This is a genomic window from Paraburkholderia sp. A3BS-1L, from assembly GCF_051125215.1.
Lineage (GTDB): Bacteria > Pseudomonadota > Gammaproteobacteria > Burkholderiales > Burkholderiaceae > Paraburkholderia.
The window spans coordinates 468,289-481,366 of sequence record NZ_CP120442.1 but is presented as its reverse complement, the minus strand read 5'-3'; the positions used below and the strand labels follow the sequence as shown (position 1 = coordinate 481,366).

At 65.3% G+C, this 13,078-nt stretch carries 12 protein-coding genes and 1 pseudogene; 2 read left to right on the top strand and 11 right to left on the bottom strand.

Annotated features, from left to right (window positions below):
* Nucleotides 1-91 precede the first annotated feature (91 nt).
* A pseudogene (locus P5W99_RS02175) lies at nt 92-286 on the top strand (helix-turn-helix domain-containing protein); the annotation flags it as partial.
* A gap of 93 nt (nt 287-379) precedes the next feature.
* Here P5W99_RS02175 and P5W99_RS02170 read toward each other — a convergent pair.
* The 9 genes from P5W99_RS02170 to P5W99_RS02130 form a co-directional block, all read right to left on the bottom strand.
* Nucleotides 380-796 carry a CopD family protein gene (locus tag P5W99_RS02170; protein ID WP_421042558.1) on the bottom strand — a complete coding sequence of 139 codons (417 nt, stop codon included), beginning with the start codon at nt 794-796 and terminating at the stop codon, nt 380-382.
* Between the two features lie 71 nt (nt 797-867).
* Entirely contained in the window at nt 868-2,139 is a 1,272-nt protein-coding gene (locus P5W99_RS02165; RefSeq protein ID WP_421042560.1) for a glutamate-5-semialdehyde dehydrogenase, read from the bottom strand.
* Nucleotides 2,140-2,353: 214 nt separating this feature from the next.
* Nucleotides 2,354-3,580, bottom strand: coding sequence for a DNA polymerase III subunit delta (gene holA, locus P5W99_RS02160; protein WP_421042561.1), 1,227 nt, complete (start codon nt 3,578-3,580; stop codon nt 2,354-2,356).
* Nucleotides 3,581-3,613: 33 nt separating this feature from the next.
* Nucleotides 3,614-4,165 (bottom strand): LPS assembly lipoprotein LptE, encoded by a 552-nt coding sequence (lptE, locus tag P5W99_RS02155; RefSeq protein WP_421042562.1) that lies wholly within the window; start codon nt 4,163-4,165, stop codon nt 3,614-3,616.
* 64 nt (nt 4,166-4,229) lie between these two features.
* Complete coding sequence (gene leuS, locus P5W99_RS02150; protein WP_421042563.1) at nt 4,230-6,824, bottom strand: leucine--tRNA ligase; 2,595 nt, start codon at nt 6,822-6,824, stop codon at nt 4,230-4,232.
* A gap of 227 nt (nt 6,825-7,051) precedes the next feature.
* Nucleotides 7,052-7,483, bottom strand: coding sequence for an ExbD/TolR family protein (locus P5W99_RS02145; protein ID WP_421023002.1), 432 nt, complete (start codon nt 7,481-7,483; stop codon nt 7,052-7,054).
* A 51-nt stretch (nt 7,484-7,534) separates the two neighbouring features.
* The gene (locus P5W99_RS02140; RefSeq protein WP_421023001.1) at nt 7,535-8,266 is read right to left on the bottom strand and encodes a MotA/TolQ/ExbB proton channel family protein; all 732 of its coding nucleotides are present in this window, start codon (nt 8,264-8,266) and stop codon (nt 7,535-7,537) included.
* A gap of 84 nt (nt 8,267-8,350) precedes the next feature.
* Nucleotides 8,351-9,148, bottom strand: coding sequence for a 4-hydroxy-tetrahydrodipicolinate reductase (gene dapB / locus P5W99_RS02135; protein WP_421042566.1), 798 nt, complete (start codon nt 9,146-9,148; stop codon nt 8,351-8,353).
* A 220-nt stretch (nt 9,149-9,368) separates the two neighbouring features.
* A complete protein-coding gene (locus P5W99_RS02130; RefSeq protein WP_421042567.1) occupies nt 9,369-10,286 on the bottom strand; it encodes an outer membrane protein assembly factor BamE in 918 nt (305 codons plus the stop codon).
* 135 nt (nt 10,287-10,421) lie between these two features.
* On the opposite strand from P5W99_RS02130, the gene fur reads away from it, so the two are divergent.
* Complete coding sequence (gene fur / locus P5W99_RS02125; RefSeq protein ID WP_035534104.1) at nt 10,422-10,850, top strand: ferric iron uptake transcriptional regulator; 429 nt, start codon at nt 10,422-10,424, stop codon at nt 10,848-10,850.
* Nucleotides 10,851-11,038: 188 nt separating this feature from the next.
* Here the strand turns inward: fur and P5W99_RS02120 are convergent, their stop codons facing one another.
* Complete coding sequence (locus P5W99_RS02120) at nt 11,039-11,551, bottom strand: ureidoglycolate lyase (RefSeq protein WP_421042568.1); 513 nt, start codon at nt 11,549-11,551, stop codon at nt 11,039-11,041.
* Nucleotides 11,552-11,584: 33 nt separating this feature from the next.
* Nucleotides 11,585-12,922 (bottom strand): C4-dicarboxylate transporter DctA, encoded by a 1,338-nt coding sequence (locus P5W99_RS02115; protein ID WP_421073481.1) that lies wholly within the window; start codon nt 12,920-12,922, stop codon nt 11,585-11,587.
* Between the last annotated feature and the right edge of the window lie 156 nt (nt 12,923-13,078).

Here is a 13,078-nt window from a genome sequence, read left to right as displayed (position 1 = left end):
CGGACTAGAGCCGCAAATTTTCATCGAATTTTGACCCACGTGATTGAATGCCCTGCTCAATCTTTGAGCAGGGCATTCAAAGGTGATCACGGTGTGCATATTAACCAAGATCAGGCGGATATATTTCCGCGAGAAGGTCCCGCTGCGCGAGATTGCGAGGCGTACGGGCCTGTCCCGAAACACGGTGCGCAGCTGGTTGCGGCAGACCGATGCCATCGAGCCGAAGTATCCAAAGCGCGTCAGTCCGAGCGTAGTCGACGAATGGGCCGCACAGCTGACAGGCTGGCGCGTCGTCGGCGCGCGCATGCGCCGCAAGGAGTCGGGCACCATCTGATAGCGCCCGTCAGGGGTGGGGAAGATGGAAGGAGAGAAGCGCGAATCAGAACGGCTTGATGACGACCAGCGCCACCGCCGCCAACATGCCGAGCACCGGTAGCTCGTTGAACATGCGATACCACTTGTCGGAGCGTCGGTTCTCGCCGCGCTCGAAGGTCTTGAGCAAGCGCCCGCAATACGCGTGATAAACGATGAGCAGCACCACCACGCCCACTTTCGCGTGGATCCACCACTGACCGCGGCCGATCCCCACTACGAGCCACAGCCATAGCCCGCACAACAGCGCGGGCACGGCGATCATCGTCATGAAGCGGTAGAGTTTGCGCGCCATGATCAGCAGGCGCCGGACGGCTGCGGGTTCGGTTTCCATCGCGAGATTCACGAAGATGCGCGGCAGGTAGAACAGGCCAGCGAACCACGAGGCAATCAGAACGATGTGAAACGTCTTGACCCAGAGCATCGGCGATCCTTGTTGTTATTGGCGTATCGAATTAAGGGCGGCGCGCCTCGCATTGCACGCGCCGTGTCGACTTATTGCCGCCCCTCGCCGTGGCCCAGCACGACGTACTTGAGCGAGGTCAGCCCTTCGAGGCCGACCGGGCCGCGCGCATGCAGCTTGTCGTTGGAGATGCCGATCTCCGCGCCAAGGCCGAACTCGAAGCCATCGGCGAAACGCGTCGAGGCGTTCACCATCACGCTCGCCGAATCCACTTCGCGCAGGAAGCGCATCGCGCGGTCGTGATCTTCGGTGACGATAGCGTCGGTGTGATGCGAGCCGTAGTGGTTGATGTGCTCGACGGCCTGATCGAGGTTGTCGACGATCTTGACCGCCAGCACCGGCGCGAGATACTCGGTGCGCCAGTCTTCCTCGGTGGCGTCCACGAGCGGGCCGATGTCCGCGTCCGCGAAAATCGCGCGCGCGGCGGCATCCACGCGCAGTTCCACGTCCTTGTCGCGATAGAGACGGCCAAGCGGCGGCAGCACCTCGTGCGCGATGCCGCGCGCGACCAGCAGCGTCTCCATCGTGTTGCAGGTGCCGTAGCGGTGCGTCTTGGCGTTGTCGCAGACGGTGAGCGCCTTCGCGAGATCGGCGCGATCGTCCACATAGACGTGGCAGATGCCGTCGAGGTGCTTGATCATCGGCACGCGCGCTTCGGCCATCAAACGCTCGATCAGGCTCTTGCCGCCGCGCGGCACGATCACGTCAACGAACTCCGTCATAGTGATGAGCTTGCCGACCGCCGCGCGATCGGCGGTTTCCACCACCTGCACCGCGTCCTGCGGCAGGCCGGCCGCCGCCAACCCTTCGCCGATCAGCTTCGCGAGCGCCGTATTGCACTCGAGCGCCTCGGAGCCGCCGCGCAGAATGGTCGCGTTGCCCGACTTCAGGCACAGTGCTGCGGCGTCGATGGTCACGTTCGGGCGCGATTCGTAGATGATGCCGATCACGCCCAGCGGCACGCGCATCTGGCCGACCTGAATGCCGCTCGGACGGAACTTGAGGTTGCTGATCTCGCCGATCGGGTCGGGCAGCGCCACCACCTGGCGCAGGCCTTCCACCATAGTCTTGAGCGCCTTGTCGGAGAGCGTGAGGCGATCGATGAACGCCGCATCGTGGCCCTTTTCCTTCGCGCGCGCGAGGTCGCGGGCGTTGGCGTCCTTTAGTTGCTGCGCCTCGCGCTCGATCGCCTGCGCAACGGCTTCCAGCGCAGCGTTCTTTGCGGCCGTCGAGGCCCGGGCCATCGCGCGCGAAGCATTGCGGGCGCGGCGGCCGAGGTCGGTCATGTACTGTTCGATATCCATGGTTTCTGTCGTGATGCGGCGCAACCGGTCGATGCTGTATGAGGCTGCGTGGTTCAGGTTAGGTCGATTTTAAGGCCAGCCGGCCGGCTTTGCTGAGCATGCGCCGGCATGGGGTAAGGCTGGCGCGGCGCACCAGCGGGCTGGAACAGGCGGCGCGACGCGCCCGCTTGCGATGCCGATAGCAGGTGCCGGAACGGACGTCCGGCCAGCACAACTAGCCTGGCCTGCGCCCCGGCCCTGCGGTGCGCGGTCGGGAGGCGGCTGCGGCGGCCGCTGCCGCTGCGGCTGGGCTCGCCGCCGGGCCGCCTAGTTGCGCGCGCCCCGAAGCCCCGGCGCCGCGCGCGGACGGCCCCGAACGCGCCGGCGCGCCGGTGCCGCGTGGCGCGGCGACTGTCATCGCCAGTTCGAACAGGCCGTCCCAGGCATCGGGCGGCAACGCGTCGCGCCAGTCGGCGCGCGAATGCCCGGAAAGCCCCTTGACCTGCCGGTCGAGCCGCGCCGCGAGCGCGAGGCCGCGTTCGAGCGTCGCCTCGGTCAGCCTCGAGAGCGCGGGTCCGATGAGCCGCTCGCGCGGCCCCCAGACACGGTTCTCGCGCAACAGCATCGCGAGCGGCTTGCCCGCTGCCACACCGCGCTTGATGCGCAAGAGCGTGCGGACTTCTTCGACGACGGCCCACAGCACCAGCACCGAAGCCTCGCCTTCGCCCTGCAGGCCATCGAGCATGCGCGCGAGGCGCCCGACGTCGCCGGTGAGCATCGCTTCGTTGAGCTTGAAAACGTCGTAGCGCGCCACGTTGAGCACGGCGTCGTGAATCTGCTCAAAGCTCAGTACGCCCTCGGGGTACAGCAGCCCGAGCTTCTGGATTTCCTGATGCGCCGCAAGCAGGTTACCTTCCACGCGCTCAGCAACGAATTGCAGCGCACGCCGTCCGTCCTCGCCAGGCGCCACGCGTTGTCCCTGAAGCGCGAGACGCTGACCGATCCAGTTCGGCAGCGCCGCGCGCTCGACCGGATCGATCTTGATTGCCACGCCGCTGTCCGCCAACGCCGTAAACCACGCGGACTTTTGCGTGGCGGCGTCGAGGCGCGGCAGGGTGATGAGCGTCAGCACGTCGGGGTTCGCCGCCGCTTTTGCCGATGCGGCGAGTGTCTTGAGCGCATCCGCGCCTTCCTTGCCAGGCTTGCCCGAAGGGATGCGCAACTCCACCAGTTGGCGGTCGCCGAAAAGCGACATCGACTGGCTTGCGCCAAGCAGCGCACTCCAGTCGAATCCACGCTCGACCGTGAACACCGAACGGTCGGTAAAGCCCGCGGCGCGTGCATTCGCACGGATGCGGTCGCACGCTTCCTGGGCGAGCAGATGCTCGTCGCCAAAGACGATGTACAGACCCGCCATCCCTTTGGCGAGGTGCGGCTCGAGTGCGTCCAGTCGCAGTTGCATGAGGTGCGCTTCAGGAGAAGGACGAGACGCGCATCACAGCGGCGGCGGCGGCAGCGGCGCGCGGGGCGCGACGCCCGGCACGACCTGGGCCGGCGTGGGGTGCAGGGTCTTCAGAACCGCAAGACGGCGCGTGAGCTGGTCGACGGCGTCATTCTGCATGTCGGCGTAGAGCAACTCAGATTCGGAGGACTTCGCAGTCGAGTACTGGTCGCTATAGGTCATCGCGCGATTGAGCGCGATCGTGCTCGGCTGAATCAGCGGGGAGCCGTCCGGCGCCGTGAGCGTGTAGTTCAACGAATAGTTGACCTGATATTCCTCGACCACGCCGAGCGAATTCAGCGTAAGCGTGCTGAAGCTGCGCGATTCGGTCACGCGCAGCACGGCGTCGGCATTGGCCGTCGAGTCGACCACCACCGAATCGCTGCCGCCTTCGACCATGCGCGTGAGGCGCGCCGTCACGGGCGCCGACGCGCCAACGACGGCGAGGCGCTTGAACGCGTAATTCTGCTCGCCACGCAGCTGGAACCCGCACGCCGAAAGCATCAGCGCGCTGCCCGCCAGTAACAGGAACGATCTGCGAATCACCTGGACTCCCTGGTTCAGAACGGCGGTGGCGCTGTTGATCGCGCGCCGCCGCCAGCACGTCATGTCAGACCACGACGTTCACGAGACGGCCCGGCACGACGATGATCTTCTTCGGCGCGCGCCCTTCGGCGAACTTCGCGAACATCTCGTGTGCAAGCGCGGCCGCTTCGATTGCGTCCTTCGGCGCATCCTTGGCCACGGTGACGGCGCCGCGCACCTTGCCGTTCACCTGCAGCACGAGCTCGATCTCGGCCTGCTCCAGCGCCTTTTCGTCGACCTTCGGCCACGGCGCATCGAGCAGCGTGCCGTATTCGTCGGCATAGCCGAGCGCCTTCCAGAGCTCGAACGTGAGGTGCGGCACGACCGGATACAGCACGCGCAGCAGCACGCCGAAGGTCTCGCGCTGCACGCCCGCGCCCGCCCCCTTCGCGCTTTCGATCGCGTTGAGCATCTTCATCGCCGCCGACACGACCGTGTTGTACTGCAGACGCTGATAGTCGAAGTCGGCCTGCTTGAGCACGCCATACACTTCGCGGCGCACCGTCTTCTCGACATCGCTGAGCGCCGCTGCGTCGAACAGCGCGCGCGACTTGATCGCCGCGGCGTTCGCATAGCCGAACGTCCAGACGCGGCGCAGGAAGCGGCTCGCACCCTCCACGCCCGCGCCCGACCATTCGAGCTGCTGCTCGGGCGGAGCGGCGAACATCGTGAACAGACGCGCCGTGTCCGCGCCGTACTGGTCGATCAGCACTTGCGGGTCGACGCCGTTGTTCTTCGACTTCGACATCTTCTCGACGCCGCCCAGCACTACGCTCTGGCCATCACTGTTGAGCGTCGCGCCAACCGGGCGGCCCTTGTCGTCGTGCGTGACGGTGACGTCGGCCGGGTTGTACCAGGTCTTCTTGCCCGACGCATCTTCGCGGTAGAACGTCTCGTTGAGCACCATGCCCTGGGTGAGCAGGTTCTTCGCGGGTTCGCCGAACTTCACGAGGCCGAGGTCGCGCGAGACCTTTGCCCAGAAGCGCGAATACAAGAGGTGCAGGATCGCGTGCTCGATGCCGCCGATGTATTGGTCCATCGGCATCCAGTAGTCGGTACGCTCGTCGACCATGGCCTTCGCGTCGGGTGCCGCATAGCGGTAGAAGTACCACGACGAATCGACGAACGTGTCCATGGTGTCGGTTTCGCGCTTCGCATCGGCGCCGCACGTCGGACACTTGCAGTTCAGGAATGCTTCGGACTTCGCGAGCGGGTTGCCCGTGCCGTCCGGCACGAGGTCTTCGGGCAGCACGACTGGCAGATCCTGCTCGGGCACCGGCACGTCGCCGCAGCTCGGGCAATGGATGATGGGGATCGGCGTGCCCCAGTAGCGCTGGCGCGAAATTCCCCAGTCGCGCAGACGCCACGTGACCTGCTTGTCGCCGTAGCCGTGCGCCTTGAGGTCGGCTGCGACGGCGTCCACGGCCTGCTGATAGTTCAGGCCATCGAACTTGCCGCTGTTGATGCAGACCGCGCGCTCCTTGTCGCCGTACCACTCCTGCCAGCCGTCGAGCGAGTAGGTCTCGCCTTCCGCCGCGATCACCTGCTTGATCGGCAAGTCGTACTTCTTCGCAAACGCAAAATCGCGCTCGTCGTGGCCCGGCACGCCCATCACCGCGCCTTCGCCATAGCTCATCAGCACATAGTTGCCGATCCACACCGGCACTTGCTCGTTCGTGATCGGGTGGGTGACCGTGAAGCCCGTGTCGACGCCCTTCTTCTCCATCGTCGCCATATCGGCTTCGGCCACGCCGCCGCGCTTGCATTCGTCGATGAACGGCAGCAGCTCCGGCTTTTCCTGCGCGAGGCGCGTGGCAAGCGGGTGCTCGGCCGCGATCGCGCAGAAGGTCACGCCCATGATGGTGTCGGCGCGCGTGGTGAATACGCGCAGCAGCTTCTTCTCGCCGTCGAGCTCGTACGGGAAGCCGAAGTTCACGCCGAAGCTCTTGCCGATCCAGTTCTGCTGCATGATCTTGACGCGCTCGGGCCAGCCGAGGCCGTCGAGATCGCCCAGCAGCTCATCGGCGTATTGCGTGATGCGCAGGTAGTACATCGGGATTTCGCGCTTTTCCACGAGCGCGCCCGAGCGCCAGCCGCGCCCGTCGATCACCTGCTCGTTGGCGAGCACGGTCTGATCGACCGGGTCCCAGTTCACCGTGCCGGTCTTCTTGTAGGCGATGCCCTTCTCCAGCATCTTCAGGAAGAACCACTGGTTCCACTTGTAGTAGTCGGGCTTGCAGGTAGCGATTTCGCGCGACCAGTCGATCGCGAGGCCCATCGACTGCATCTGGCCCTTCATGTACTCGATATTGTCGTAGGTCCACTTCGCCGGCGGCACGCCGTTGGCCATCGCGGCGTTTTCGGCGGGCATGCCGAACGCGTCCCAGCCCATCGGCATCAGAGTGTTGTAGCCGTTCATGCGCAGATAGCGGTACATCACGTCGTTGATCGTGTAGTTCCGCACGTGACCCATGTGCAGCTTGCCCGACGGATACGGCAGCATCGAGACGCAATAGAACTTGGGCTTGTCGGTCGTTTCGGCCGTCCGGTAAGCGTCGCTGACGCGCCATTCGCCTTGCGCGGCGGATTCGACGTCGGAGGGAACGTATTTTTCGAGCATGGTGTGGATGGGGAACGCGGATTCGGGCGGATTCAGCCGGGCCGGTCGTGCGCAGCCAGGACACAAGCCCGGGCGGGGCGCTCGCTGGCTGCGGCAGGTTCAGCAGCCCCGCTTTTTTCAGGGAAACGATGATTATACCGTCGAGTTGGCCGCGCTTTCCGCTGCCGCTTCGCATGGCGGGATTCCGGGCCGGCCGGCCCGGCTGGCGAGGACTCGGTGCTGGCCGCTCAGTGCTGACCGGACGGCGGCTCGGTCACGAAGCCGATGCGCGCGAGCCCGGCCTGCTGCGCGGCGCCCATGACCTGGGCGATCACTTCATAACGCGTTTCGCGCGCGGCGCGCAAATGCAGTTCGGGCTGCTGCGCCTCGGGCGCCTTGCCCGCGGCGGTGAAGCGCGTGCGCAGCTCGTCGAGCGAAATGCGCTGCGCATTCCAGTAGAGCTTGCCCGTTGCGTCGATGGAGAGCGTGACGGTCTGCGGCGTCTGCTGCACGGGCGCAGCCGCGACTTGCGGCAGATCGAGCCGGATGGCGTGGGTGAAGAGCGGCGCCGTAATGATGAAGATGACGAGCAGCACGAGCATGACGTCGATGAGCGGTGTCATGTTGATATCGGCCATCGGCGCCGAGTCGCGCTTATTCTCGAGTCCGCCAAATGCCATGTGCGTCGTTCCTCGCGGGTTGCCGGCCGGGCAGTCCAGCCGATGAGCGGATCAGAACGATCCGGCGCGCACGTCTTCGCGCGGCACGCCTTGCGCGCCTTCGCGGCGCGGCGCGGCACCCTCGGGCGCGCAGGCCCAGGCATGCAGATCGTGCGCGAACCCGTCGAGATCGTCGCCGAGCTGGCGCGCGAGGCGGCCCAGCACGTTATAGGCGAGCACCGCGGGAATCGCCACCACAAGGCCGAACGCCGTCATGATGAGCGCCTCGCCCACGGGCCCGGCCACGTTTTCGATCATCGCCTGGCCGCTCGTCGCAATGCTGCCGAGCGCGTGATAGATGCCCCAGACCGTGCCGAGCAAGCCGACGAAAGGCGCCGTGCTGCCCACCGAGGCCAGCAGCACTTGCCCGAACTCGAGCCGCCGCTGCGACGCCTGGAGCGCGCCGCGCAGCACCCGCAGCACGCGTTCGCCGCGATCCACGCGCGCGAGCAGCGCACCGGTCGTGTCGGCCTCGGCGCAGGCGAGCGCCGCCTCGGCAAGCGGCAGGAACACGCGCTCGCGGTCGAGCGCGCGCATTGCGCTCACACCGTCAGCAAGCGAATGCGCCTGCCAGAACCGCGCGACCGCGCGAGGCCCCTGACGCTTCGCGCGCACCAGCACCCAGCTCTTCACCAGCAGAAAGCACCAGCTCGCAATCGACATGGCCAGCAGCACCCACGCCACGGCGTGCGTAACCGCGTCGCTCGTCTGCAGATAGTGGATGACCCCAGTACTCGCTGCCATTGAATCTCGCCTGCCTCCGTGTCACTTGCCTGCTGTTGCCGGCCCCGCGCGGCGCGCACGCGGCGCCACACGCGCCAATGTCGCTCAGCGCAAGCCGAGCACGTCCTGCATATCGTACAGGCCCGTGGGCTTGTCCTGCAGAAAGCGCGCGGCGCGCAAGCTGCCTTGCGCGTAAGACTGGCGGTTCGACGACTTGTGCGTGATCTCGATGCGCTCGCCGATGCCCGCAAACAGCACGGTATGGTCGCCCACGATGTCACCGCCGCGAATCGCCGAAAAGCCGATCGTCGAAGGATCGCGCTCGCCGGTCACGCCATGACGGCCGTACACTGCGCAGTCGTCGAGATCGCGCCCGAGCGCACGCGCCACGGCTTCGCCCATCGCAAGCGCGGTGCCCGAGGGCGCATCGACCTTATGGCGATGGTGCGCCTCGATGATCTCGATGTCGTAACCGGTCTCGAAAAAGCGCGCCGCGTATTCGAGCAGCTTGAGCGTGACGTTCACGCCCACGCTCATGTTGGCCGCGAACACGATGCCGATCTTCTGCGCGGCGGCGCCGAGCTGGGCCTTTTGCTGCGCGTCAAAACCCGTCGTGCCGATCACCATTTTCACGCCGTGGCGCTGCGCGGCCTCCAGATGGACGAGCGTGCCTTCGGGGCGTGTGAAGTCGATCAGGCAGTCGCTTTGCGCAAAGACCTGCTCGATGTCGTCGGTGATGTGCACGCCGGTTTCCTTGCCGAGGAACGCGCCCGCGTCCTTGCCGATGGCGGCCGAGCCCTTGTGTTCGAGCGCGCCCGAAAGCGTGATTTCGGGGGTATTCAGGACCGTTTCGATGAGCATGTGGCCCATGCGGCCCGATGCTCCGGCGATTGCGATTTTCATGGCTCTTCCTGCGAACGTGAAACCGGCAGCCCCGCCAGCGCAAACCCGTCGATGACCGTGCAGCGATCAAGCAGACGCACCGCCGAGGCGGAGGCATTGCCAAAAAGCACGGCGGCCCGAAGCCGCCGATGGAATGCCTGGCGCGTGGCCAGGCCCTTGTATTACCCGAGTCACCCGAGCCGAATCGCTGCGGATCGACCCGAGTCGGCCCGCAGCGACATCAGCCGCCCGATCCCGACGTCGAATTCGCGGGCGGCGCGGTGAGCGGGGCGTTCTGCGACGGCGGCAGCGGATTCGACTCGGTATCGCCGGTGCCCTGTGCGCCCGGGACCGGGCCCACGGGATTCGTCGGCGGCACGCCCTGGATCTGCGGCATCGGCTTGCGCTGCAACTGAATCTGCGACGGCATCGTGCCCACGCCCTGCGGCAGCGCGGACGAAGTCGGCGTGCCCGCACGCACCGACGGCGTCAGGCTCGAAGGCATCTGCACCGCTTCCGTAGCGCGATTCGCGGCTGCGGCGGCCTGTGCGTTCGCGTCGAGCGGCAATTGCGAGGTCGCGGTGCCGAGTTCCGAGGACGGCGTGCGCGCCGTGTCGCCGACAGTCGGGCCCGTGGCGCTAGAGGCCGAGGCCTGCGCGGCCGCAGGCGCCGATGCACCCGAAGCCGGCGCAGCCGCGACGGCCTTGACCTTCTTGCCCGATTTGTCGCCGTCGATTTCGGCCAGCAATTCGAGATTCGACGGCAGATCTTCGCCGCCCGACCAGCTCGCCACGCGGTCGCCCTCGAACATCACGACGAAGTCGCGCTGCTGGACCACGGCGGTCGAGCCCCGCTTGAAGTAGAAGACGTAGTCCCAGCGATTCGAATGGAACATGTCGGTCAGGAGCGGCGTACCGAGCAATTGCTTGACTTCAGCGCGCGACATGCCCGCATGCATCTGCGCGGCGGCTTCCTTCGAGACGAAGTTGCCCTGCACGATGGTGATGCGATACGGCGTGATGCTTTGGGCAAAACGCTGGGTCACGCTGTCATAAGTACTGCAACCGGCGAGCGTTGCGAACGCGGCCGCAGCCAGCAGGGTGCACGCCACGCGGCGGCCGCTCAGGCGGCGGCCCATCGTTGTGAATTCTGGAATCATTTCCCTCACCGTGCGGGCTTGTCGCGAAGCCGCGCGTATCCTGTAGACGTTCGTTTGAGTTCCGCCAAAAATGCCCGGGACGGCAAAAACCCGTTAACATAAGAACCCAGCATTGTACTCCAGGGACTTATCGTCATGACCAATCCAACCGATCTCAAGAACATCGGCCTCAAGGCGACACTGCCTCGCCTGAAGATCCTGGAGATTTTTCAGCATAGCGCCGTGCGTCACCTCACCGCCGAAGACGTGTACCGCAACCTGCTGAACGAAGAGCTCGACATCGGCCTTGCCACGGTTTACCGGGTGCTCACGCAATTCGAGCAGGCGGGCCTGCTGACCCGCAGCAACTTCGAATCGGGCAAGGCCGTCTTCGAACTCAACGAAGGCAGCCACCACGACCATCTCGTATGCCTCGATTGTGGCCTCGTCGAGGAATTCTTCGACCCCGAAATCGAAAAGCGCCAGCAATCAATTGCTAACGAACGTGGCTTCAAGCTGCAGGAGCATGCACTCGCGCTGTACGGCGCGTGCACGAAGGAAAATTGCCCGCACCGCAAGCACTGAGCGGGCCGCGCGCGGTCGCGGGGCGGGGAACCCGACCCGCACGCATCAACAAAAACACCACAGCAAGACCTGCTGTGGTGTTTTTGTTTGGCGCGGAGATTTTGAGAAGCGTTGAGGCTGGTGCGATTTAGCGCGTGCGCCGCGGGACCCAGCCTTGTCCCGAGGGCGCATTGCCGCTGCGCCGGAACTCAGGCAAGCGCGGCAGCCTCGGTCGCATGCTCGAGCCGCCAGACCCCATCCAGCGCCACCTCATCGCAATTCGGCTGCTGGCCGCCACGGTCGACTACGAGAAAATCGCTCACGCGGTCGAACGCGAGCAGCGGGTGGTGCCAGACGCCTTTCGCATAATTGACGCCCTGCCCGCCCTCGACCCAGAACGCGCGCAGTTGCGTCGGATCGAGTTCGCCCGCCGGCGCGACGACCACGGCGTAGCGCACCTCGCCGAGCGGCACGAACGCCTGGCTGCCCAGCGGATGCCGCTCCATCATCGAGATCTCGACCGGCCAGGCGCGCGGCTGGGCGCGAAATACGCTGACGATGGGCCGGCCGCCGGCCTCGCATGTATCGATCGACGCCAGATCGTGAAAGCGTTCGGTGGTGCCGCCGTTGATCGGGAAATGACGCGCGCCGTCGAGTGCGATCACGTCGCCGAATGGCGCGAAAGCCTCGCGCGTCAAAGGTTCCAGCAGCAGGGTTTTCATGCGTGCTCCTTATTCAAAAGCCAGTGCGCGGCTTCAAAGCGCGTGGGCAGGCTTGCCGCCGAGCGCCGAAGCGTCCTCGGCAGCATCGTCCTCGCCCGCCGGCACGTACAGGTAGCCCGGCTCGAGGTCGAGCACGCGCTTCGCACGCGCCTTGTCGATGTCACGCTCCCACACCGCGACCACCACCGTGGCAACGCAGTTGCCGATCAGGTTCGTGAGCGCGCGGGCGATGCCGACAAACCAGTCCACCGGCAGAATCAGCACGAGGCCGAGCACGGGAATCGCGGGAATCGCGGACAGCGTGGCGGCGAGAATCACGATTGCCGAGCCCGGAATGCCGTGCGCGCCCTTGGACGTGATGAGCGACACGAGCACCACCACGATCAGGTCGTGCACCGAAAGCGGCGTATTGGTGGCCTGCGCGATGAAGATCACCGCGAGCGTGAGATAGATCGAGAAGCCGTCGAGATTGAACGAATAGCCGGTCGGAATCACGAGGCCGACGGTGGAATCCTTCACGCCCATCCATTCGAGCTTGCGCATGATCTGCGGCAGCACGGCGTCAGACGATGCAGTGCCGAGCACGATCGACAGTTCTTCACGCAGATAGCGGATCAGCTTGAATACGTTGAAGCCCGCGAGGCGCATCACAATGCCGAGCACGACTGCGACGAACACGATGCAGCTCGCGTAGAACACGACCACGAGAAAGCCGAGTTGCTTGAGTGAAGCCACGCCGTAAGTGCCGGTCGTGAACGCGATCGCGCCGAGCACGCCGAGCGGTGCGAGCTTGATGATGAAGCCCATCACGCGGAAGAACACCTGCGAGAGCTCGTCGATGAGCACGTTCACGCGCTGGGCCTTCGGGCCGAGCAGCGAGAGCGCACTGCCGAACAGCACCGAAAACACGAGGATCTGCAGGATATCGCCCTTCGCGAATGCATCGAACGCCGTGTCGGGAATGATCTTCAGCAGAAAGCCCGCCGTGTCCTTCAGGCTCTTGGCATGCTCGGTGTAGGTCGCGAGCGAGGCCGCGTCGAGCGAATGCAGGTCCACGTTCATGCCGGCGCCCGGACGCGTGGCGTACGCGAGCACAGCGCCGATCAGGAGCGCGATGGTCGTCATGATCTCGAAGTAGACCACCGACTTCAGACCGACCCGCCCCACTTTCTTCAGATCGCCCGCGTGCGCCATGCCGCTCACCACCACGCAGAACACGATGGGGCCGATCACCATCTTGATGAGCTTGAGAAAGCCGTCGCCGAGCGGCCGCAGGGATTGGGCGAAATGGGGAAATACCGCGCCGACGACGATGCCCAGCACAAGGGCAATCACTACGCGGCCAAACAGCGAATTGAGGAACTTCGTCACGACTTTCTCCTTCGAGCAGGGGGGAGCGGGCAACTGTTCTTACTGGTCTGACCAGTACTGTTATGGCAAATAGTAGAAAGCCGATATACTGGAGTCAAGAATGCGCTGCGCGGTGTTTACCCTTGTGTCGCCTGCCCAGCCCGCTGCTCAAGACTA

Bases quoted from the DNA above. Each gene is read 5' to 3' on its own strand.
- P5W99_RS02170 (WP_421042558.1), bottom strand. From the start codon at position 796: ATGCTCTGGGTCAAGACGTTTCACATCGTTCTGATTGCCTCGTGGTTC.
- P5W99_RS02120 (WP_421042568.1), bottom strand. From the start codon at position 11,551: ATGAAAACCCTGCTGCTGGAACCTTTGACGCGCGAGGCTTTCGCGCCA.
- holA (WP_421042561.1), bottom strand. From the start codon at position 3,580: ATGCAACTGCGACTGGACGCACTCGAGCCGCACCTCGCCAAAGGGATG.
- P5W99_RS02130 (WP_421042567.1), bottom strand. From the start codon at position 10,286: ATGATTCCAGAATTCACAACGATGGGCCGCCGCCTGAGCGGCCGCCGC.
- fur (WP_035534104.1), top strand. From the start codon at position 10,422: ATGACCAATCCAACCGATCTCAAGAACATCGGCCTCAAGGCGACACTG.
- leuS (WP_421042563.1), bottom strand. From the start codon at position 6,824: ATGCTCGAAAAATACGTTCCCTCCGACGTCGAATCCGCCGCGCAAGGC.
- P5W99_RS02145 (WP_421023002.1), bottom strand. From the start codon at position 7,483: ATGGCATTTGGCGGACTCGAGAATAAGCGCGACTCGGCGCCGATGGCC.
- dapB (WP_421042566.1), bottom strand. From the start codon at position 9,148: ATGAAAATCGCAATCGCCGGAGCATCGGGCCGCATGGGCCACATGCTC.
- P5W99_RS02165 (WP_421042560.1), bottom strand. From the start codon at position 2,139: ATGGATATCGAACAGTACATGACCGACCTCGGCCGCCGCGCCCGCAAT.
- P5W99_RS02140 (WP_421023001.1), bottom strand. From the start codon at position 8,266: ATGGCAGCGAGTACTGGGGTCATCCACTATCTGCAGACGAGCGACGCG.